The organism is Nostoc sp., assembly GCF_036919675.1.
In the GTDB taxonomy this organism is placed as follows: domain Bacteria; phylum Cyanobacteriota; class Cyanobacteriia; order Cyanobacteriales; family Nostocaceae; genus Nostoc.
In genome coordinates this window covers 1-22505 of the sequence record NZ_JBALCP010000124.1, presented here as the reverse complement: position 1 = coordinate 22505, position 22505 = coordinate 1, and the positions used below count along the sequence as shown (strand labels likewise).

At 43.3% G+C, this 22505-nt stretch carries 21 protein-coding genes and 1 pseudogene; 11 read left to right on the top strand and 11 right to left on the bottom strand.

Features of this window, described 5'->3' with window-relative positions; all coding sequences use genetic code 11:
• Nucleotides 1–40 precede the first annotated feature (40 nt).
• On the bottom strand, nt 41–823 hold the full coding sequence (locus V7K49_RS27575; RefSeq protein ID WP_335208474.1) for an ABC transporter permease: 783 nt from the start codon (nt 821–823) through the stop codon (nt 41–43).
• A 149-nt stretch (nt 824–972) separates the two neighbouring features.
• On the opposite strand from V7K49_RS27575, the gene V7K49_RS27570 reads away from it, so the two are divergent.
• Together V7K49_RS27570 and V7K49_RS27565 are read left to right on the top strand one after the other, a co-directional pair.
• A complete protein-coding gene (locus tag V7K49_RS27570) occupies nt 973–1578 on the top strand; it encodes a DedA family protein (RefSeq protein ID WP_334867827.1) in 606 nt (201 codons plus the stop codon).
• A gap of 94 nt (nt 1579–1672) precedes the next feature.
• Nucleotides 1673–2167, top strand: a complete 495-nt coding sequence (locus tag V7K49_RS27565) for a hypothetical protein (RefSeq protein WP_335208472.1) — start codon at nt 1673–1675, stop codon at nt 2165–2167.
• A gap of 23 nt (nt 2168–2190) precedes the next feature.
• On the opposite strand, the gene V7K49_RS27560 is transcribed toward V7K49_RS27565, so the two are convergent.
• Complete coding sequence (locus V7K49_RS27560) at nt 2191–2718, bottom strand: hypothetical protein (protein ID WP_335208471.1); 528 nt, start codon at nt 2716–2718, stop codon at nt 2191–2193.
• A gap of 161 nt (nt 2719–2879) precedes the next feature.
• Here V7K49_RS27560 and V7K49_RS27555 point away from each other — a divergent pair, with 161 nt between their 5' ends.
• Both V7K49_RS27555 and V7K49_RS27550 read left to right on the top strand, forming a co-directional pair.
• Entirely contained in the window at nt 2880–3470 is a 591-nt protein-coding gene (locus tag V7K49_RS27555) for a thioredoxin family protein (RefSeq protein ID WP_334867821.1), read from the top strand.
• Nucleotides 3471–3655: 185 nt separating this feature from the next.
• Nucleotides 3656–3868, top strand: a complete 213-nt coding sequence (locus V7K49_RS27550; RefSeq protein WP_335208470.1) for a hypothetical protein — start codon at nt 3656–3658, stop codon at nt 3866–3868.
• Here the strand turns inward: V7K49_RS27550 and V7K49_RS27545 are convergent.
• The 4 genes from V7K49_RS27545 to V7K49_RS27530 form a co-directional block, all read right to left on the bottom strand.
• Complete coding sequence (locus V7K49_RS27545; RefSeq protein ID WP_335208469.1) at nt 3835–4956, bottom strand: sensor domain-containing diguanylate cyclase; 1122 nt, start codon at nt 4954–4956, stop codon at nt 3835–3837. The genes V7K49_RS27550 and V7K49_RS27545 overlap by 34 nt on opposite strands.
• 807 nt (nt 4957–5763) lie before the next feature.
• On the bottom strand, nt 5764–5994 hold the full coding sequence (locus V7K49_RS27540; protein WP_334867815.1) for a DUF6737 family protein: 231 nt from the start codon (nt 5992–5994) through the stop codon (nt 5764–5766).
• A gap of 469 nt (nt 5995–6463) precedes the next feature.
• Entirely contained in the window at nt 6464–8500 is a 2037-nt protein-coding gene (ligA, locus tag V7K49_RS27535; protein WP_335208468.1) for an NAD-dependent DNA ligase LigA, read from the bottom strand.
• A 128-nt stretch (nt 8501–8628) separates the two neighbouring features.
• Nucleotides 8629–9693: a vWA domain-containing protein gene (locus tag V7K49_RS27530; protein ID WP_334867811.1), complete on the bottom strand. Its 1065-nt coding sequence runs from the start codon at nt 9691–9693 to the stop codon at nt 8629–8631.
• Nucleotides 9694–9752: 59 nt separating this feature from the next.
• Here V7K49_RS27530 and V7K49_RS27525 point away from each other — a divergent pair, with 59 nt between their 5' ends.
• Nucleotides 9753–10820 (top strand): glycerophosphodiester phosphodiesterase, encoded by a 1068-nt coding sequence (locus tag V7K49_RS27525; protein WP_335208467.1) that lies wholly within the window; start codon nt 9753–9755, stop codon nt 10818–10820.
• A 327-nt stretch (nt 10821–11147) separates the two neighbouring features.
• Here V7K49_RS27525 and V7K49_RS27520 read toward each other — a convergent pair whose 3' ends face one another.
• From V7K49_RS27520 to V7K49_RS27505, 4 genes are all read right to left on the bottom strand, one after another.
• Complete coding sequence (locus V7K49_RS27520) at nt 11148–11843, bottom strand: SAM-dependent methyltransferase (RefSeq protein ID WP_335208466.1); 696 nt, start codon at nt 11841–11843, stop codon at nt 11148–11150.
• A gap of 221 nt (nt 11844–12064) precedes the next feature.
• On the bottom strand, nt 12065–13171 hold the full coding sequence (locus V7K49_RS27515; protein ID WP_335208490.1) for an iron-containing redox enzyme family protein: 1107 nt from the start codon (nt 13169–13171) through the stop codon (nt 12065–12067).
• Between the two features lie 598 nt (nt 13172–13769).
• Nucleotides 13770–15608, bottom strand: a complete 1839-nt coding sequence (locus V7K49_RS27510; RefSeq protein ID WP_335208464.1) for a peptidoglycan D,D-transpeptidase FtsI family protein — start codon at nt 15606–15608, stop codon at nt 13770–13772.
• 174 nt (nt 15609–15782) lie between these two features.
• Nucleotides 15783–16481: a hypothetical protein gene (locus V7K49_RS27505; RefSeq protein ID WP_334867801.1), complete on the bottom strand. Its 699-nt coding sequence runs from the start codon at nt 16479–16481 to the stop codon at nt 15783–15785.
• Nucleotides 16482–16976: 495 nt separating this feature from the next.
• Between V7K49_RS27505 and V7K49_RS27500 the strand changes: the two genes are divergently transcribed.
• The 6 genes and pseudogenes from V7K49_RS27500 to V7K49_RS27475 all read left to right on the top strand — a co-directional run.
• Nucleotides 16977–17228, top strand: a complete 252-nt coding sequence (locus tag V7K49_RS27500) for a hypothetical protein (protein WP_335208463.1) — start codon at nt 16977–16979, stop codon at nt 17226–17228.
• A gap of 764 nt (nt 17229–17992) precedes the next feature.
• Nucleotides 17993–18325 (top strand): hypothetical protein, encoded by a 333-nt coding sequence (locus tag V7K49_RS27495; RefSeq protein WP_334867797.1) that lies wholly within the window; start codon nt 17993–17995, stop codon nt 18323–18325.
• Between the two features lie 54 nt (nt 18326–18379).
• The gene (locus V7K49_RS27490; RefSeq protein ID WP_335208461.1) at nt 18380–18631 is read left to right on the top strand and encodes a hypothetical protein; all 252 of its coding nucleotides are present in this window, start codon (nt 18380–18382) and stop codon (nt 18629–18631) included.
• Nucleotides 18632–18819: 188 nt separating this feature from the next.
• Nucleotides 18820–21111, top strand: a complete 2292-nt coding sequence (glgB, locus tag V7K49_RS27485) for a 1,4-alpha-glucan branching enzyme (RefSeq protein WP_335208460.1) — start codon at nt 18820–18822, stop codon at nt 21109–21111.
• Between the two features lie 224 nt (nt 21112–21335).
• Nucleotides 21336–21488, top strand: coding sequence for a hypothetical protein (locus V7K49_RS27480; RefSeq protein WP_335208459.1), 153 nt, complete (start codon nt 21336–21338; stop codon nt 21486–21488).
• A gap of 54 nt (nt 21489–21542) precedes the next feature.
• Nucleotides 21543–21854: pseudogene (locus V7K49_RS27475) on the top strand (serine/threonine protein kinase); the annotation flags it as partial.
• 307 nt (nt 21855–22161) lie between these two features.
• Here the strand turns inward: V7K49_RS27475 and V7K49_RS27470 are convergent.
• Nucleotides 22162–22505, bottom strand: a 344-nt coding sequence (locus tag V7K49_RS27470; protein ID WP_335208457.1) for a HEAT repeat domain-containing protein, incomplete at its 5' end; no start/stop codon positions are given.

The window sequence follows — 22505 nt, the reverse complement described above, 5'->3', positions numbered from 1 at the left end:
CAACTCTGGGCAAGGCGCTGCCTTGTCTTTGCTTCTCTCTCTAACTCGAAGCACTAGTATAAAACCGCAACGCAAACCGCCAAAACCAAGTGGAAACCAAAAACAATGCTACTGCTAATATTGCCGCACCTATCAACCAACTAATTTCACTCCGACCCAACAGCGCTTGGGCTGGTACAGTAGTTAAAAAAGCTACTGGCATCACAAAGGTGAAGAAAAAGCGGTAAGCAGTGGGATATGCGGCGATGGGATATCGTCCAGCTTCCAACAAACCACTCAACACTTCGGTAACGTTGTATATTTTGACGAACCAGATACTCGTCGCTCCTAGCAGAAACCACAGGCTGTACAGAATCACCAAGCTGAACAATAACGGCAGCACACCAAGTAGATAGTTGCCTATCCCTACACCGAGACGTTTACCTGCGTAGCCAATAATAATACTACCAAAAACTAGATCCGGCAGTCCCCAAGGTGAAAGGGTATGGGTGGAAAGCCAAAACTGACTGCGGATAGGTTTTAATAATATAAAGTCCAAAGTACCTTCTTGGACATGGTGGACAATGCGATTCAAGTTCGACGCCAGAAAAGTAGCAGAAAATCCTTGTAGTAAGGTAAAAATTCCGAGAACTACTAAAGCTGCTTCCCATGACCAGCCACTAAAAGTGTAGCCAGTGCGGTAAAACAAGAATAGTCCAAAGAGGCTACCTGCAAGATTTCCCAAGCTGCTGAGGGTGGCTATGAAAAAGTTAATCCGATACTCTAACTCGGCTGCGATCGCAGCACTCCAAAATAGTCTTAATACTTTCAAATATCTTTGCATTTTGCACCCATAACATAAAATATGCTATCTGTAATTACATTTCCCAAGATTACACAATAACTTTACGTAAATTTAATATTACTTTTTATTCAGGAAAATTGCTAAACGTTAAGATGTGGTGGATCTATTGTTGAAAGGTAAGAAATTCTATGCATCTGGATTTACCACACCTGGTTAAATCAATTGGCTACTTTGGGGTATGGGCAATTGTCTTTGCTGAATCTGGCTTGTTAATTGGTTTTTTTCTGCCTGGAGATAGTTTATTGTTCACTGCTGGATTTGTCGCATCTCAGAATTTACTGAACATTTGGGTTCTGATTTTTGGTGCTTTTATTTGTGCAGTCTTAGGTGACAATGTTGGCTATTTTACTGGGCATAAATTTGGCAGAAGACTATTTTCAAAGGAAGATTCATGGTTGTTTCATAAAAAACATCTTGTTAAAACCCAAAACTTTTATGAACAGCACGGTAAAAAAACGGTTGTTTTAGCACGTTTTTTACCCATTGTACGGACTTTCGCGCCAATTGTGGCTGGGATTGGTGCGATGCATTATCGCACATTTATGTCTTACAACTTAGTCGGTGGCTTTCTTTGGACATTCGGCATTACCATGTTAGGGTTTTTCTTAGGGAAATCTCTGCCACCTGAACAGGTAGATAAGTATTTGTTACCGATTATTGGATTAATTATAGTTATTTCTTTAGTGCCATCGATTATTCATGTAATACAAGAAAATAGAGCAAACAAAAGTTGAAATGTTTTTCGTAGCTTCTTAATAGATGTTTTATTGTAGAGACTAAGTATATTGATTTACTGAAGTAATAGACATCAGAGCTTGATAATACCTCATGACTTCCTTAAACATCAACCTCTACCTATTCCTAGAAAATCTCGTCTTTTTTCTAATTGCCACACTTTTTATTGTGGTTGTGAGCTGGGGGTGGAAAGACACAAAGCCCTTTACCATACCTCTACCACTTCCCAGTTGGAATAAGGTTTGGTTCCTATCAGTGCAACTGCTTGGAGTATTGCTGCCATTAGTCGCCATGCTATTGTGGGGTGAACGCACTGTCTTAACTGTGCTTGGTTGGTATTTTATCATGTTAGGGTTGCAAATCATCTCTGAGATAGTAACGCTCAGGCAGTTGCAAAATGTAGTGTGGGTGATGGTTCCTTATATATACCTGCCTTACCGCTTCTGGCAGTTGTATGAGGGTTTGACACTTTTAGGTTCTAAAAGCGAGTTGCTGTGGGTACGATATTTATTGGTTTTTGAATTGGTGCTGTGGATTGTTAGCTACGCTATAAATCTGTCTCAATCACCACGGCTGTTTCGCTCTTAAGTAAAATCAAACTCTGACGTTAGCTAGGGATTAATCGCAGAATTAGCCATTTTTACCAAAAAAGTGCGTTCGCCTGCTTTCAACCCAACAATATATTGTGCACCTTGTTGTCTCCAAGTCAAGGTAGCATCTGAACAATTAGCACCACAAGTAAAATCCACAAAATAGCCAGTAATACCCTTAGCTAAGGATACAGGTTTACCAGTCAGGCGCGGTGTTTTGCTGGTTACAGCTTCAGCGGAAAGGACACCCAAACGACAAGCAGTTCCACCGTTACAGTCGGGACTGAAACCGAGTAAAATATCGTACTTCTTTTGTGTAGCAGCTTCTATAATTGCGTAAATTGGATTTTCCCCATCTGACTCAGGAATAAACTTCGGCAATAAAATCTTAATTTGAGTCTTTTGCTTTAATTTGGGCAGAATAGATTTAAAAACTGGGTGTGGCTGGATTTTACTCTGCTGTGCTATTAGTTGGGACTGGTTGTTTATAGTCGCTATGGCTGACTTGTGAAAGCTGCTAACGCTGACTAATAAAAATACGGCACACACAGCACTGTTATTTCAGAAGCTTAAAATCATCTTTTAAAACCTATATCATCTAAAGTACTTATTTGTAATACCCATTTTGAGGATCAAATTACGTATTAAAGAGCGCTTGGAGTCAGATAGACTGAAGAAGAAATTGCTTAATAAGTTTTTATAATTTTGTTATGAGTACTGATTCATCTGTTAATTCCCCCGATAAATCTGAATCCACATTCGGGAAGCGTTTGAGAAACTTCTTGATTGTAATGGTAGCGATCGCTCTAGGCGTTGCCCTGATCTTAGGATTGCGAACTGAAACAACCTCGGTTTCCCTTGCCAAGTTAAGCGATTCGTCCACACCGCTAGAAGTAGCAATCAGTAACGGCAAACCATCTTTAGTAGAGTTTTATGCAGATTGGTGTACTGTCTGTCAAAAAATGGCACCAGATATCGCTCAACTAGAAACAGAGTATGCTGACAAGATGAATTTTGTCATGCTGAATGTGGATAATACGAAGTGGCTACCAGAGATGTTGAAATATCGGGTGGATGGGATTCCCCATTTTGTATTTTTGAGTCAGCAAGGGGAAACCATAGCCCAAGCGATCGGTGATCAACCTCGGACGATTATGGCTAGCAACTTAGAAGCTTTGGTTACTGGTTCGTCTCTCCCCTATGCTGAAGCTAGCGGGAAAGTTTCTAAATTTTCAGCCCCAGTAGCACCAGCGGCTAGTCAAGATGATCCCCGCAGTCATGGCAGTCAGGTGGTAAATTAGCAAAAACAACAGGATCTTGAAGTTTGGGCGATAAAAAGGAAATCCAAAGCAGGCAGACTTCCTTAATGCGATCGCCCCAAAACTTCACTTTTACAGCAGAATTCAAGTATTTGAACCACATCTGTCGTAGGGGCGCAAGGCCTTGCGCCCCTACCGCGTGGTCTATTTACCTGAAAATAGCTGTAATGTCTGTCAAAAGCTCGCTTGTCCCGCCACCAAGTATGCGATCGCATCAAGCCATCTTGAAAGCAACTTGGGATTTGTGTAGCGGAAGTTGGGAATGTATCAGTATTGAAGCGATCGCAGCCCGTGCTGGGGTAGGTAAACCTTATTCTATTATCCAAAAGCCAAAATTGATTCACCTTTACAGAATAGATTGCCGCTTGAGACACTTCTGAGCGTACATTAGTTCGTCAGACCTGGCAATTAGTTGTTCTAGCGACATATTGGTTTCTGGTGAGTAACGCTCTATGCCCATACTTATCGAAATTTGATAGCTACGGTTTTGCTGTTGATTAAAGTTGGCGATATTTGCTTGCAGACGCGCTTGGATGCTATCAGCGTCCTTAAAGTAGCTGGAAATGAAAACAATGAACTCATCTCCACCCAAGCGGGCAACAATATCCGAACTCCGAAAACTTTGTTTGAGTAATTGAGCAGCATCAACAATCAAGGCATCTCCCATGTCGTGACCAAGAGTGTCGTTAATCTGTTTTAGCCCATCTAAATCAATGAAGATAACCCAGCAAAAAACTTTCATGCGGTGAGCAATTTTTAACTGTTGTTCAGCCAGCAGGAAGAAGCCACGTCGATTATGTAAACCTGTTAGTTCATCGGTCAGCGATAACTGCTTTACTTTCATCTCTGCTTGTTTGCGGTTGTGAACTTCCTGAATGAGTTCCATCTGAGCGATCGCCTGCCGAGTTAGGCAGCGGAGTGCATCCAACTGTTGGTAACTTAGTACACGAGGAACGGTATCAATCACACACAACGTTCCGACGGGAAAACCATTGGGCGTAACTAGTGGAACGCCAGCATAAAAACGAATTCTGGAATTACCTTTGACTAGGGGATTGTTAGCAAAGCGATCGTCCTTGATGGTGTTGGGAACCACTAATATATCCTCTAGTTGAAGAATGGCATGGGAGCAAAAAACCCAGTCTCTGGGTGTTTTTCTAGCTTTTAGTCCAGCATGAGATTTAAACCATTGGCGATCGGCATTAACTAAGTTAATTAAAGCAATTGGCGTCTTACAAATGTTGGCAGCAAGAGCAGTTAGGTCATCAAATACTTGTTCGGGTAAGGTATCCAGAATATTGTAATCCGTCAAAGCTTTGAGCCTTTCTGCTTTATTTTCAGTTAAAGGAACAGCTTGGGTTTTCACAGATGAGTGTCTGAGCCTTAACCAGGAAAGTCTGGTACGGTGGAAATTTTGCAACAACTGTAGGGTTACCTGTCCAGTATGAAGGCTGCGTAATTTAAACATATGTGCAACAAAAATCAATATTTAGTTGAATATACTGAAACATTGTATGATCTGATTTTCGGTTCAGCCTAATAATCTCCCTTTTGGAGTAGATGCATGTTAAAGGGCAAGGGGGAAAGGTGAGTTCAAACCGCAATTCCATTCACCTTTTCCCCAAAACCCGAAAAGTATTGTTACATAATCCTCTTCATGCCTTTAGTTTGCTCTGTTGTTCATGTCACCTAACTTTAACTGTGCAAATTCCCTGAGTATGCAGATGCTTACAAGGTCTTGTACCCAAAGCTAGGTTGAAAATTATCAAGGTAGGTTAAAAATTATCAAAACTTATTAAGGTGTGAGAGTTCTTCGTCAATATTTGATGTTTTTTATACTACTAATTTTGATAATATGCATAAAAGTATCGAGGGACGGCTTCCAACCCTCAGTACTTATCCTTATGGTCTGTTCTCTAGCAAAGGCTGCGCCGAGCTTGGTTCTCCGTAGGAGTACGGAAGCAGCGAGTCAATCAATTTTGGATTTTGGATTTTGGATTTTGGATTTTGGATTGACCCCGACCACAAGGGTATGGGGCAAGCCGAATTTTAGATTGAGAATTTTGGATTTGTTCCGCCCACGAAAGCGTTGCGGGACGTTCGCGTTAGCGTCTCCAAGAGTTGTCCGGAGCGGGGCATGAACCGAAAAATCTTTTATCTAAAATCTTTTATCTAAAATTCGCACTCAAGAGACATCAAGAAATAGACAACCAACCAGAACGGTGAAATAATTTTCTCTCCCTGGAGCAATTTCCACTAACACATCAAGCTCGAATTAGTCTTTATACGACTCCAAAACACCACTGCGAATCATTAGTTGTGGCCAAAACAATACAAAAAATCCCATCCATGTCACTACAGGAATAGAGACGAGAACTGTTAGCCAGATAGTTTTAAATAGTAACCAGCTACCACTAATCAGTGTTACACCTGTGAGAACTATAGACCAGGGTTGACACCACCAAGGTTTGTAATTCCAGGGACTTACGGGCTTTTGTTCAGACATTGGTTTTATTTAATAAAACTCCAAATTTTCCTTTAACAATTTTTAGGAGAAATGCAGATAAATTCAATGGTATTACTATAGCGCTTCTCGTTTGTATTCAATACACTTTGACCTAACTCCTTTTAGGAGAGAGGCTTTGAATCTTACCCCCTAACGCTACCTGACTTTTCACGGTATCTGGAAAACCTCACTTCTATTTCTCTCTCCTAAAAGGAGGAGCCACTGCGCCCTTGCGCTCTGCCGACTTGTTCGCGCAGCGTCTCCCCTTGGGAGAAGCATGTGGCGTCAGAGACTTTGAATTTTCCCCCTTCCCGACACGGGAAGGGGGTTAGGGGGTTAGGTTTTTCGTGGGCTTTTCCACATGACCTGAATTGTCAGCTAACGCTACAAGGGTTGGGGGAGAGGTGTAAATCCTGTCCTTAACCCAAGCGTATTGTGATCTGAGCGTGACGGGTTTGCCAGATATACATCAATCTTCAACTATCTCCAACAACTGCGTCTCACTTAACTGCGTAATTCCCAAAGATAGCGCTTTTTCTAATTTAGAACCTGCATCTTCTCCTACCACCAAATAATCGGTTTTTTTACTTACTGAATCAGTCACTTTTCCCCCAGCTTTTTGAATCAAAGCCTTCGCATCATCTCGCTTTAAGGTTGGTAATGTACCCGTAATTACAAAAGTTTTGCCTGCAAACTTTTGATTACCATCACCAACTGTTTTTGTTGACTCTGTGGCAGTTAATTGCAATCCTTCTGCTTGCAAACGTTCTATCAAACTTTGGTTGGCGTCAATCCGAAACCACTGGTATACAGATTGGGCAATTTCAGCACCGATACCGTAAATTCCTTCAATATCTGATTGCTTTGCTGTCGCTAACTGGTCTACAGTGAAATATTTCTGAGTCAACAATTGGGCATTTACACTGCCAACGTGACGAATGCCTAAACCATACAATACCCTTGACCAAGGTTGGTTTTTTGATTGAGCGATCGCATCTACCAACTTTTCTGCTGACTTTTGCCCCATCCTTTCCAATGCAGATAATTTCTCTGCTGTCAACTCATATAAATCGGCGACGGAATGCACCAAAACTTTATCAACGAGTTGATATACCAACTTTTCGCCCAAGCCTTTAATATCCAAGGCATCACGACTTACCCAATGTTCAATGGAACCTTTGAGAATCGCAGCACAGGAAGCATTGACGCACCGAGTTACCGCCTCACCTGATTCTCGCACCACTGGTTGACCGCAGACTGGGCAATCAGTGGGCATAATAAAGGGTTGGGTGTCAGCAGGGCGGAGTTCTTTGATTACCCTTACCACTTCTGGGATGATTTCCCCAGCTTTGCGGACAATGACAGTATCGCCAATGCGGATATCTAATTGAGCAATGCGATCGCTATTATGTAAAGTCGCGCGGGAAACTGTTGTTCCCGCCAGTTGCACGGGGCGCATCTCGGCTAATGGGGTTAACGCTCCCGTTCGTCCCACATTCACAGCAATATTTTCCACACGGGTGGGTGCTTCTTCGGCTGGGTACTTCAAAGCGATCGCCCAGCGAGGGAATTTCTGCGTAAACCCTAGCTGTTCTTGAAGTTTAAAAGAATTCAGCTTCACTACTACCCCATCAGTCATGTAGGGTAAATTCAGCCGTTCTGTATCCCAGTATTCATAATATTTTGCCACTTCTGCGATCGAGGCACACAGTTTGTGGTTGGGGTTGACTCGAAAACCCATCTTTTCCAATAACTCCAATGCTTCCCATTGGGTATTGGCAATACTGGTGTCATCTCTACCAGGAATGTGCAAGGTGTAGCCAAAGAAATCTAACCGCCGTTTAGCGACAATGCGGGAGTCTAATTGCCTGAGTGTACCAGCTGCGGCATTACGGGGATTGGCAAATAATTGCTCACCTGCTTTTTGCCTTTGCGAGTTAATTTGTTTAAATACTTCCAACGGCAAAAACGCCTCGCCTCGCACTTCCACCTTTTCCAGAATTTCTAACCCTTCAAAATTCAAACGCAAGGGAATTGAGCGAATTGTCCGCACATTTTGGGTGATATCTTCACCCGTCACCCCATCACCTCTAGTTGCACCCCTAACTAGAATGCCATTCTGGTAGGTAAGAGCCAAAGCAGAACCATCAATTTTAAGTTCAGTGACATATTCCACTGAGTCTATTTTAGATACTTGTCGCCGCCACCGCTGATCCCAAGCTTGCAACTCATCAATATTGAATGCATTCTCCAAACTGTACAGAGGGATATTATGCCGCACCGAGGTAAACTGCGTATGCCTAAGCTCACCTACGCGCTGAGTCGGACTATCGGGTGCCGTCAATTCTGGATACTGAATTTCCAGTTGTTGCAATTCTCGATATAGCTGGTCATAGACTGCATCCTCCATAATTGGAGCATCTAAAACGTAATAAGCATAGCTGGCTTGTTGCAATAACTGGCGCAATTCTTCTGTACGCTTTACTTCCGGCTTAATCTGGGTCATTAGACTTATTACACAATACCTAGCGAATAGAATAGCCTGCATAAGCAGAGAGAAGTCTGAGCGGAGGCTTCCTCCAATCAGAACTTCGGAGCTTTGTTTGGGTAGCCACGACTTGTAGTCGTTGGGACTTAGCGATCCCAGTCTTCGACTTCATATAAAAATCGAGTTTTGCCAATCAGTTTACGATTAGCAGAGGTACTTTGGACAAACACAACATACTTTTCTAGGTTACTCGGTTTAATCCTAATCGTTGCATCCATCGGTAGACCTAACATTTCTCGTGCCGCACCTCCTTCAAATAAATCACCCGTTCCCCGATCCATTAAGATAATTTCTTTTTGAGCCTGGATAGTTTCTGTTTTTGTGAATTCGTAGAAACCCCTCCCAACTTTAAAACTCAAACCATTTTCCAATACAAACGCTTTAATTGAAATATCTTGTTCAACCTCTAAAATCTGGAAACGCCCGGGAGTAACTGCCCGTAAATCAGCGGATTCGTAATAGGATGTTGCTTCCCGGTTCATCATGGTGTTAAATATTTTATTTAACCCCCGGCTCATGCGTCCTTGGTCAATTACTTCTTGTTCATAAGCTTGTAGCTGTTCATTAGAAGATTGTTGGTAGCAAACTGCTAAAAACAAGTCACTAATATATGAAAACTGGTCTAAGTTGATATGAAAACCGCCAGACTTTTCTGCAAGTTCTTGATAAAAAGGAGTAGCATGAGGGCGATTGAGCGCTTGAACACCGTAAACTGTAATTTCTGCCTCGGCTAATTTATCTAACTCTTTGCGCCAATTCAGTTTTTTAGGATTGTGTGCTGGAGGATGGGGAATATCATCGCCAATCAAAACCAGTGATTTTGTTGCTGATTTTGACCAAGATAAAGATTGGGATTCATGTAATACCAACTCGTAACATTCTGGTGCATCTCCACCGCCAGTAGGTGCGACATTTTGCACAAAATCACAGATAGCATCAACATCACCGGATATATTAAATGTTTTGGTGACATAAGTTGAGCCTTCATCGCAGTAGTCACCATGAGCAATAATCCCAATCCGAATCAAGGGAATTTCGTCTATCAGTCTGGTAACGGTATTTTTGATTTTTCGCCGTACCTGAGTAAGACAAGGATACATACTCCCAGTTGTATCAAAACTGAAAACAATCTCAATATTATTACTAGTCATCTGCTCACCTAAATTAATATTTAATTTTTAACTTACAAAATTACAAATGGCACGCAATCATGGTTAAAAATTTTACAGGTAAACCGCCAATTATCATTGCTCACCGAGGCGCTAGCGGCTATCGTCCAGAACATACTTTGGCTGCTTATGAATTAGCAATCGCACTTGGGGCTGATTATATTGAACCTGATTTAGTTTCCACTAAAGACGGTGTTTTAATTGCTCGTCACGAAAATGAGATTTCTGAAACCACCGACGTTGCTAGCCATGCAGAATTTGCTCATCGTCAAACCACTAAAATAATTGATGGCGAATCAAAAACTGGCTGGTTTACTGAAGATTTTATCCTGGCAGAACTGAAAACACTACGAGCCAAAGAGCGAATTCCTCAACTGCGTAGGCGTAGCCCGCCGCAGGCATCGCAAAATACCGCCTATGATGGACTCTTAGAAATTCCCACGCTGCAAGAAATCATCGATTTAGCCAAAAGTAAAAGTGCCGAAATTAATCGGGCGATCGGCATTTACCCAGAAACTAAATACCCAACTTACTTTAAATCTATTGGGTTAGCCCTAGAAACACCCCTACTTGCAACTTTGACAGCCAACGGTTATCAGGGAGCTAATGCACCTGTTTTTATTCAGTCTTTTGAAGTGAGTAATTTACAAGATTTATCCACAAAGACTGATTTACCTTTAGTGCAATTGCTTAATAACAGTGGTAAACCGAATGATTTTGTAGTTAGTGGTAATGAGCGTACCTATGCAGATTTAGCAACTGCATCAGGTTTAAGGGAGATTGCTAAATATGCACAGGCGGTTGGTATTCATAAAAATTTGCTGGTTCCTAGAGATAGTAGTGGTAAATTGCGTAGACGCGGAGCGGCTTGTCGCCAGACATCGCCCACATCTTTAGTCACAGATGCTCATGCGGCTGGTTTGCTGGTTCATGTCTGGACTTTCCGCAATGAACACTGCTTTTTACCGCTGGACTTTCAAGGAAATCCCCAAGGGGAATATGAACTATTTTTTAGCTTAGGTGTTGATGGCGTATTTAGCGACTACCCAGATACGGCTTTTGCTGTGAACGAAAAGCTTCGGTTTAAAATTTTAGGACTTACGCCCTGAAAACCTGAAACATCCACTAATGCAAAGACTGCATACATTCAAACGATAACTAAGAGGATGTTTGAAAAGTATTGTATTAACATTAAAAGCTCGGAAACCTAACCCCCCTAGCCCCCATTTCTTATGAGTGAATGGGGGTTTCAAAGCCTTTCTCCGCTTGCCTAACGGCAGGCTGACGCCAACGGGAAGAGGAATGGAAGTGGGGTTTTTAGTAATACTTTACGACTTTTCAAACATCCTCTAAACGGGCGTTGTATGAAGTTGATGCAACATAACCAAAAGATTCCCCACTTCTTAAAGAAGTGGGGAATCTGAATCTTTTTATTTTCACAAACTAGTCATCACCTGAGCTAATTGATTAGATAAATCTACTACAGACTCCTGGCATTTGTTAAATAAAACGCCAGCTAAAAAATAATAATCGCCAGAATAAAAGGCCATTTTATTTTCTCGGAGTTCTTCTATATGTTTCTTTACCTTAGGATCAGAGCTATAGTAGCCAAATTGCAAAGGTAATACCATGAACTTTTGAACACAATATCCATTTTCTTTCGCTAGGTTCAACGTACTTATGGGATTAGAAAAGCTAGATATTAAAACCAACACATTTTCATAACCTAACGACAAAAGCTCATTGGTAACTGTGGCTCCATCTACGCCCCCAAATAAGAGTGGCATATAAATATCATTATCTGGTGCGGGGAGATATGGTGGATTTGCTACAAGATACTCTGCATCAGGTTTAGAAGAATTAAACAAAGATGAATTATGGATTATGTATTTATTAGTGAGATTATATTCATCGATGGTTGAATTGGCGACTTTCCATGCAGAAGTATTTAATTCAAATCCCTGAATTAGACCATTAAACTTGTTTCTTAATAAGGAATTAATTACAGGACTACCATCTCCTGAACCAAACTCCACAATAGATTCGGAATTTTTACAATTTCTGATCACAAAGCTTTCTAAGCAGTTGGAGTAGAAATTAGATTCTTCAGGACAAAAAAAGATATCTTTCATTTGACTGCAATTCAATGTGTAAGGTATAATCAATGTGATAGAAGGTTATTTACTACCTTAAATTCAAGGCAACAAATAACCGTTCCTTTAGGAAAGAAGTCTCACTAAAGAAATTGGGTTGTAGGTGGATTTGCAATAGAATGATTTAGAAATGTGAAATTAGCAATGCCAGAAAGAATCTGCCATTTTTAATTCCTAATTTTTTAGATTGCTTACATGAGTCAGGCGGCTTGTTCTGCTTCGCGGATTGATCGCACAACAGCAGCAGCGGCGCGATCGCCCATTAGTTTCTCCTGGTCATACCCAAGCACTAATTCCCATGCATCATTGGGATATCGTTCTGCCAAAGGCAAAGCCACATCATCCAACATCCAACGGCCGTGGCGTTCATCTTCTTTGATGTGCAGTTCCCAATAACCCATCGCCGCCTCTGAGAGTCCCAGTCGTTGCGCCGCCGCCAGATAGTTTCTGTAAGCCGCAGGCCCAGCTACCTCAAAATAAGTCAACCCACCGTTATAACGGAGGAAATAGCGTTTGCGATCAGTGGTTAGAAAGCTATGATTAGCGCAAGCTAAGACTTCCCAAGGTACTAAATCGAAATATCCTTCTGGTTCCGTATTCATCCCAAACTCAGCCAGCATTTGAGCAAAAAATGTCGAGTGCTTGCGAGATAAACGACCATTGCCGTATTCTTCTAGCAGGACTCGCACCAGCGTACATTGCATTTCATTAGCAGCACCACCCAATACGTAGCAAAGACGACTACCTTCAACCAAGCCATCAAAGGAGCCGATCGCTAGCAAGTGACAATAGCCAACTTGTGTCATTTCCTCACGGATGTAGCGACTACTCTGTGACAAAGGCGGGTCTAAATCGGCAGATGCACGCTCAATTAAAGCTTGTTTTACATCCAATTGTTGCAGTGCAGCCACATCGATTTGTGCAAGTTCCCACTTTTGCCAAGCAGCTTCAATTTGGTCACGACATGAGTACAAGTAAAGCGATCGCTCATTGGTATAGTGCCGCAAATCGTCGTACCAAAACAGTTTTAGCCGATTAATTCGATAAAGTATCCGCTGAACAAAACGGTGAGCCTGTTCATCAGAGCGATCGTTTTTATAGGCGGCGTGAATTGCTATAGAGAGCATCTGTTCAAACTCACTGGCTCTTGCAGGTTTTAGATCCAGTTGATTGTCCAAATCCTCCATTGCTAGCAGTTCTATAAATTGCTCCTCAGCACGTTGGTACTTGGTAATTGTCCTTTCTTCTGTTTGCGTGCTATTTTTTGCAGCCCCAGCGTTAGGAAATATAACTAAATTGCTTTGCATGGAATCTTCGGTAGCTTTGTAAAAGTGAGAAATTAATTTCACCTCTAACACTTAGGTTTTCACATAAGTAGCTTTCTGTACCTCTTTCCCTGGTTATAAAGAAAGATTAAGTTTAGAAGAATACAGGGCATTGGGCATCGGGCACTTGTACTGAGCGAACGCAAGAGCGTCTCGTAGAGAAGCCGTTGGCGCAGCCTCTCCAAGAGTTGTATTGGGCATTGGGCATGGGGAATGAAGTCTTTAATACTCGCTGACGAGTCTTTGAACTCCGTTAATAAGTCTTTAATACTCGCCGACGAGTCTTTGAACTCCGTTAATAAGTCTTTGATACTCGCCGACGAGTCTTTGAACTCCGTTAATGAGTCTTTAATACTCGCCGACGAGTCTTTGAACTCCGTTAATGAGTCTTTAATACTCGCCGATGAGTCTTTGAACTCCGTGAATGAGTCTTTGATACTCGCCGACGAGTCTTTGAACTCCGTTAATAAGTCTTTGATACTCGCCGACGAGTCTTTGAACTCCGTGAATGAGTCTTTGATACTCGCCGACGAGTCTTTGAACTCCACTCCTCTGCTCCTCTGCCCCCACTCCCCCCTATTTACGGCGCTTTCGTCTGTTGCTCAATCTGCTTACTTGGCGGAATCTCTTCAAGAGGAATCAGCGCTTCGATCACCGACTTCACAATTGGGGCGGCGACAGTAGAACCATAGGCACTTTCTCCTTTTGGCTCATCCACCACTGCAAACACTACATAGCGAGGAGATTCCACTGGCAAAATAGCCACGAAGCTGGTCATTCTAGCACCCTTGATGTAGCCGCCATTAGGACTAGCTTTTTGGGCTGTACCAGTTTTACCAGCAATCCGATATCCCGGAATTTGTGCCGCTTTCCCACTGCCGTCAGTAACAACAGTTTCCATCATTTGCACAACCTTTTGGGTTGTTGCAGCTGAGAAAATTTGGCGGGGGATGGTGCGAGGGGGTGAATCATGCATCTGCCCTTTGCTATCAATCAGCCCCCGAACTACATGGGGTGTGACCAATTTACCGCCATTGGCTAAAGCACCGTGCATTTGCACTAGCTGTAACGGTGTCATGGAAAAGCCTTGTCCAAAGGAAGTAGTAGCTGCCTCAATTGGCGAAGCGATAAATTCTTCTTGACTTTTGAGCCGACCGCCAACTTCAAAAGGTAAATCTGTATCAACTTTTTGTCCTAGTCCCAAGCGTTCTAGCCAGTTGTAGTAGATTGAAGGCTTTAAGCGTTGGATAATTTGCACCATGCCAATGTTGCTGGAATATTGCAAAATCTGAGCGATGCTGATTCGCCCATTAGCATTACTCATCGCATTTTTGATGGTGTAATTAGCGACTCGAATCGAACCGGAGTCATTAAACATATCATCTGGTTTGATGACACCATTTTCCAGAGCGATCGCCACATTCAAAGGCTTGAAAGTCGATCCCGGTTCATAAAGATCCGCCACCGTCCAGTTTTTAAATAGGGAGATATTAGCTTTAGAGTATTCATTAGGGTTATAGTTAGGCTGAGAAACCAGGGCCAGTAAGGAACCATCCAACGCATCCATCACAATTACCGCTCCCCGTTTGGCGTTAAACTTCTCCATCTGTTGTTTGAGCGCAACGCGAGCAATTCGTTGTAAACGGCTATCGATAGTGAGTTGCAGTTGCAAATCATCAAAATGTAGAAAACCTTCGGGCGCATGATCCGGCATCAAGTCCCCATTACCCGACCGACTGAGCCGCACCGTTTGCACAGGACGTTCTAGCAACTTCTCTTGAGAGTATTCCACACCTGCTTGACCACGACGGTCAAGATTCACATAGCCCACTACATCAGCAACCAAATCATCTGGCGGGTAATATCGGGAGTATTTTTGAATCCACTCCAAGCCATTTAAGCGCAAAGAGATGACGCGATCGATCATTTCTTCCGGTAAGTCTGGAGCAAGTATAATTCCGCTTCTTTTGCTTTGAAAAGTTTTCACTAATTCAGCAGTATCCTTTGCCAATATTGGGGCAAGTCGCTCTGCCATCTCTTCATTAGATTTATCAAACAGCTTGGGATGAGCGTATAAAGTATATACAGGACGGTCAATCGCCAACAAATTACTATTGCGATCGACTACCGGGCGACGGGGCATAAAAGGTCGCAAATTCACCATTTGCTGGTTTCGCGCCTGTTCTGTTAACTTTGGTCCTCGAACAATTTGCAGGTTATACAAGTTGACACCCAACCCCAACCCTGCTGCCATTAATGCGCCCCAGACTATAAACAGTCGAGACTTCGTATTGGATGTTTGGTCTTGGATATTAGAGGCAAGTGTCCCCAACAATCCTCGTTTAGAACCCTTCTGTCGCCTTGTGAATGCTAGATTCCGAAACTTTCTGAATTTTATTTTGCTTGGTGATTTTTGCATTGCCCTACTCAGTAGCAAATTGCTTTTCGGAATCAAGAGTCAAGGGTCAAAGTTAGTTACTCTCAACTTTGAGCTTTGACTCCTAAAAGTGGCAATTTTAGATTTTGAATTTTTGGATTGAAAGAAAAATTTAAAATCTAAAATCTAAAATCTAAAATTGAATGACTCCTAACCTTAATACCCCAGTGGCGAGAGTGTTTGCTGTTGTGTTTCAGAATTTGGCGTTGTGTTAGACGATGCTGGCTTCGGACTATGAGATGCTGGAGGCAAGAAAATCATCCCTTGAGGAGTCGGCGATACCAGTCCGGCTGCTGGTTGTTCTGCTTCATCAGCCATTTTATTTGTCAGCGTCGCGTTAGTAGTCGTTAGCAGCCGCTCATGACGTTGGAGGTTTTGCAGTCTGCGATATGACTGACTCCAAAGCTCTTGAGAATATACCGTCCAGCCATAAACAGCAAGTGTCGATGCTACTAACAACAACGCCAAAGCTGACGAATAACGATCAAAGGTGTACAAGCGCAGCAACCATAACGGTGCCGCTCCAGAATTAGGCATTATGGGAAGGCGAAGAAAACCTACCCTCGGAGTCTTCTGGTTCGCACTCGACTGCTGATTGAGATTTGGCAGTTGTTGTTTACCCAACTCTTTCACCGATTTGGGCAAAACTGCCTCATTTGTGGGAGAAACCGCAAAACTTTTCGAGGAACGCTGTTGTCTTTGAGAAAAGACTGGTGCAGTTTGGGCAGCGGGTGTAGAAGCGCTCCGTGCTGCTGACTCCAGACGCAAAGAACGTCGCCTCCCTAAAGAAAGGATAGAATCTCGCCGGAACCAAGTACCTCTTGTAGAAACAGCAGATTTACGAGCAACTACCATAAATTTTTTTAGATGGGAAATATTGTACTTTAGATTGATTGTCTGTTTTTGCTGAGGTTAAAATCGCCTTCTGTGCAACAAGCACACATAACACACTACACCCTTTTAACTGTTCTGATAGGTAGCTGTACCAATGTTTGCATCCTCTAGATATTGCAATGTTTGCAATCAGCGATTAGCAACTGGACAGCTTGCCCTTTAAATATCGCACCTAAAGTATGGCAACGCAGGGCAGCAAAATGCAATACTCCGTGAAAAAAAATAAAATTTTTTGCTATGTTAGCTCGGTTTGCTAGAAAATTTGGGAATTTCCGTTTTGCTCCTGAGTTAAAAGAAACTAATCAGATGGCTGTATGATACCTAATCTGAAAAAAATACCCCAAAAGATTGTTTTTTAAGTACGTAATCTCACAGCATTTAAAAAAAAGCAATAAATACGGTATCGTATTCAACAGGTGAAAAATTGTTCTAGCCACAATTGGTGAAAGAGGAGTTATGAAAACAAAAATCTTTGGTTTGGCAGTAATGTTAAGTCTGGCGACAATTCTCGGAGCCTGTGAAGGCGGTGGTGATGGTGCTGGTACTACTACTACTCCAGCCGCTACAGGTGAACCAACTGATGCACCTGCTGCTGGGTCTAGCCCTAGCGTTACTCCCCTAACTACTCCAGGAGCTACTCCAGGAGCTACTCCTGGAGTAGCTCCTGGAGCTACTCCCAGTGCTAAACCCACTGCTAGTCCTAAATAAGGCACCCTAAGCTTTAGTCGGACTTACGCACACTCTACGAATTCTTCTCAACTTTTGGAGAGGCTGTGCCAACGAGACGCTCCGCGTTGACGTTCGCGGAGCGTGTCGCAGACAAGCCTTTCGTAGACAAGGCGCTCTTCTCTACGAGACGCTCCGCGAAGGCGTCAACTCTTGGAGAGGCTACACGTTCCCCTAGCATCTCGTAGAGAAGGCGGTCCAATAAATTAAGCTTTTTAGCAATTTTTGCGTAAGTCCTGTCTAGTTTAAATCATGCCCAAAACAGCTTAGTAATAACGCTTGTCACCACATAGCTTGAATTAATTAGGTTCACGTAAAAACCTGGATGTTTTCTATTGGTGTATCAGAGCCTAGAGTTTGCCCAAATATTCAGCTAAGTAGGGCAGCCAGTAAAGGATACTGTTGATGAGGTTACCTCCTCAACCAAGTGTCCGTCTAAAATTCTCGTCTGACCGAACCTTGTTCCGAGTCCAAGGAAGTTGAGTTCTGTAAATCTAAGCGATCTTGTGGGCAAGGTACTTGCCTCATTTGGTGTTTGGAATGGCTTAGAATCCTGAGTTTTGAGAGGACAAAACAATTCATTGCAATCGCTGGCAATTGCTCAAGAGCATTCACTGTAGTCTATTCCGTATCAGGAGAGACCTGGTGATGTCACTTGATATTGCCAGATTTTTATTGTAAAAATTTGTAACTTTAGGCATTGGCTAAACAGATTTTCATCCTGCGTTGTGAACGCAGTCTAGGAGATGGGGAGAGTTAAAACCAGAAAGGCGATAAAATTACTAAGTGTAATTGTAATTAGTGCAATGTTGGTTGGATTAAGTAGCCATTGGGGATCAGCGGTAATAGCATTACCGCCACCAGAGGATACACCAGAAGAAATATTACGGACAAAGATTATTATAGAAGCGCGATCGCCTATTGATGGGAAATTCCTAACAGCTGCCGAATACGTCCAATTGCAAGCGCAGCTGCAAGAAGCCCCGCCACCAAAACTAGACCCCAAAATTCGGGAACAGATTTTCTTGCTTCGCCTACGTAAAACATTATTGCAGTTTTTCCCATTTTTAAATTTTTGATAAATTACTCAAGGGTCAAAAGTCAAGAGCTTTCCCCCATGCCCTGTTTGGCCAATGCCCAATACAACTCTTGGAGAGGCTGCGCCAACGGATCCTTTCGGCTTACCTTGGCTTCGCCCAACTCTTGGAGAGGCTTGTCTGCGACACGCTCCGCGAACGCCAACGACGCCGGCTCCATCGAGCGGACTTGTACTGAGCGCAGCCGTTGGCGCAGCCTCTCGAAGAGAAGCAAGCCGAGATGCTCAGGCTAAAATCGGCACAAGTCGCTCAAGGCAAGCCGCCCAACTCTTGGAGAGGCTGCGCTAACGACTACGCTCAGGACAAGCTCAGTACAAGTGCCCCATGCCCCATACCCTAAAAAGATTGATGACTCATTCTGAGGTACGATAACGGTGGCGACAAAATTGCAAATAAATGTAAAGAATATATAAATATATATATAGATGTTAAAAAAGTAGATTTAGTCTATCACGTTATTTCATTTAGGTAGCCTCATGTCCATGACCACGATCGCCTCTGAACAGGTTAACCGTATCGTTTGGAATCAGCATAACGATCCCTTTGAAATACTAGGTTCTCATCCCATAGAACAAGATGGCAAAACTGTCTGGGCTGTGCGGGCCTACCTACCAAATGCAAGTGCAGCATGGGTTGTTCTTCCGGAACAACGGAAGGAATACCCAATGCAAACAGTGCATCATCCCCATTTTTTTGAATGCACGATTGACACTCCAGAACTGGCAAACTACCAGTTACGCATTAAAGAAGGGGAAAATGAGCGTGTCACCTATGACCCTTATGCTTTCCGTTCTCCCAACTTGACAGACTTTGACTTGCATTTATTTAGTGAAGGCAACCATCACCGGATTTACGAGAAACTGGGAGCGCACCCCACGGAAATAGGCGGCGTTAAGGGCGTTTATTTTGCTGTTTGGGCACCCAATGCCCGTAATGTTTCATTGCTGGGAGATTTCAACCTCTGGGATGGGCGCAAAAATCAGATGCGTAAAGGCCCCACGGGAATTTGGGAATTGTTTATTCCTGAAATCGGTGTGGGAGAGCATTACAAATATGAAATCAAAAATTTTGAAGGGCACATTTACGAAAAATCCGATCCCTACGGTTTCCGACAGGAACTCCGCCCGAAAACTGCATCCATTGTCACTGATTTAAATGCTTATAGTTGGAATGACGAAGACTGGATGGTAAAACGGCGTCGTACTGACCCCCTTACCCAGCCAATTTCAGTCTACGAAGTGCATTTAGGCTCTTGGTTACACGCTTCGAGTGCCGAACCTGCTAAACTGCCAAATGGTGAAACCGAACCTGTAGTTGTCGTTTCTGGACTGAAGCCGGGCGCACGCTTCCTTACCTACCGGGAACTGGCAGAAAAACTCATTCCCTATGCCAAAGACTTGGGATACACCCATATAGAATTGCTACCCATTGCGGAGCATCCCTTTGATGGTTCTTGGGGTTATCAAGTAACTGGGTACTATGCCCCCACCTCCCGTTTTGGCAGCCCCGAAGATTTCATGTATTTTATTGACAAATGTCATGAAAATGATATGGGGGTAATTGTAGATTGGGTTCCTGGTCACTTCCCCAAAGATGGACATGGTTTAGCTTTCTTTGATGGTAGCCACCTATACGAACACGCTGACCCCCGCAAAGGCGAACATAAAGGATGGGGTACTTTGGTGTTCAATTACGGTCGCCATGAAGTTTGTAATTTCCTAGCAGCAAATGCTCTCTTCTGGTTTGACAAGTACCACATTGACGGGGTTCGTGTCGATGCTGTGGCCTCGATGCTCTATAACGACTATTGCCGCGAACCAGGAGAATGGCTGCCTAACCAGTATGGCGGCAGAGAAAACCTAGAAGCAGCAGATTTTCTGCGTCAGGTAAATCACATGATCTTTAGCTATTTCCCTGGTGCTCTCTCAATTGCTGAAGAATCGACTTCCTGGCCAATGGTATCTTGGCCCACCTACACAGGCGGACTCGGCTTTAACTTGAAGTGGGATATGGGCTGGATGCACGATATGCTGGATTACTTCAGCATGGACCCTTGGTTCCGTCAGTTTCACCAAAACAATATCACCTTTAGTATGTGGTACAACCACACCGAGAACTTCATGCTGGCCCTGTCTCACGATGAAGTAGTGCATGGTAAGAGCAATATTATCGGTAAAATGCCGGGGGATACATGGCAGAAGTTAGCAAATGTGCGTTGTTTATTTAGCTATATGTTTGCTCACCCAGGCAAGAAAACCATGTTTATGAGCATGGAGTTTGGGCAGTGGAGTGAGTGGAATGATTGGACAGATTTGCAATGGTATTTATTGGAGGATGAAGCCCACCAACAGTTAAAAACGTTTTTCCAGGAATTGAACCATCTCTACCGTTCTGAACCAGTTTTGTACACGCAGGATTTTGCTGAACCGGGGTTTGAGTGGATTGACTGTAGTGATAATCGCCATAGTGTAGTTTCCTTCATGCGTCGTGACAAGGATTCTGATGATTTTGCGATCGTGGTTTGCAATTTTACACCGCAACCCCATTCTCATTACCGCATCGGTGTACCGCAAAAGGGATTTTATACCGAGTTGTTCAATAGTGATGCACGTCAGTATGGCGGCAGCAATATGGGCAACTTAGGTGGTAAGTGGACGGATAATTGGTCTTTGCACAGTCGTCCCTATTCGCTAGATTTGTGTTTGCCACCTTTGGGAGTGTTGATTCTCAAGTTGGATAAGAAGAAGACTGCTGAGGTAATTGGATAACAATTTGGGGTGGGCATCGCCCACCCAGTTAAAAGGGCAGTTAGAAACCGCAACTACACAAGGCTTTACCCACCTCCGTGGGTTGTCTCGTTCCCAGTCTCCGACTGGGAATGCATAATGGGAGGCTCCGCCTCAAGACTAGCGGCAGAGCCGCAATGAAAGAACATTTCTAGCCAGAGGTTGAAAACGAGGTTTTAAAGGGGTTGTAGCTTAAGTTGACACCAATGAGCATTGCTGTGCCCCTACCCCGCGAGTCTATTACTGAATCAAAGTACGATAGTCGATCGCGCAGTCTCTATTTCTCAACTAGCGATCGCTCTACATTTACCAATGGAATTATACCTAGTACTCACCAGAACCGCACTACTGAAAGCTGACAGTAGCTGTTTGCTAGGTAATAATGAATCCATCTGTAGATAGATGCACTCTGTATGATATGTTGCCTCAACTCCTCTTGCCACAATCCCCCCTGTTCTGAAGAGACAAAGTTTTGCGCCAACTGTGGAATTCCCCTGATAATATTGCGACACTATCGCCCTATCCAAGTATTGGGTAGCGGGGGATTTGGTAAAACTTATTTGGCTGAAGACGTTGAAAAGTTCAATGAAATATGCGTCATCAAACAATTTGCACCGCAGGTACAGGGAACTGGCGCACTCCATAAGGCGACAGAATTATTTCAGCAAGAAGCAAGGCGACTGCAACAGTTAGGAGAACATCCCCAAATTCCGACGCTGTTTGCGTAATTCGACTTGTCAAGAGGAGGGTTGGGGAAGGGTAACGCGAGTATCAAAGGTGGATGAATCTAGCTCAAAGACTCATTCACGAGTATCAAAGGTGGATGAACGGAGTTAAAAGACTCGTTAATGAGTATCAAAGGTGGATGAACGCAGCTAAAAGACTCGTTAATGAGTATCAAAGGTGGATGAACGCAGCTAAAAGACTCGTTCACGAGTATCAAAGGTGGATGAACGCAGCTAAAAGACTCATTCACGAGTATTAATTTATCAAAAGCCGGAAGTTTTTGCAGCTCTGCCTTTACTAATAGCCTTAAAGCGATCGCTCAACAGTTCTGCTACAGTTTTTAAGCCTGGAGTCGTCCGGGTCTTCTTGGAAATTGCTGGCTAATGCTTCGATGGCTGCATATCGCACATCCGATTGATTATCAGCAGTGGCGCGGTCTTTGAGAATCGAGCGGGTGTCCGGGTCTTCTTGGAAATTGCTGGCTAATGCTTCGATGGCTGCATATCGCACATCCGATTGATTATCAGCAGTGGCGCGGTCTTTGAGAAACGAGCGGGTGTCCGGGTCTTCTTGGAAATTGCTGGCTAATGCTTCGATGGCTGCACCTCGCACATTCCCAGAATTATCAGCAGTGGCGCGGTCTTTGAGAA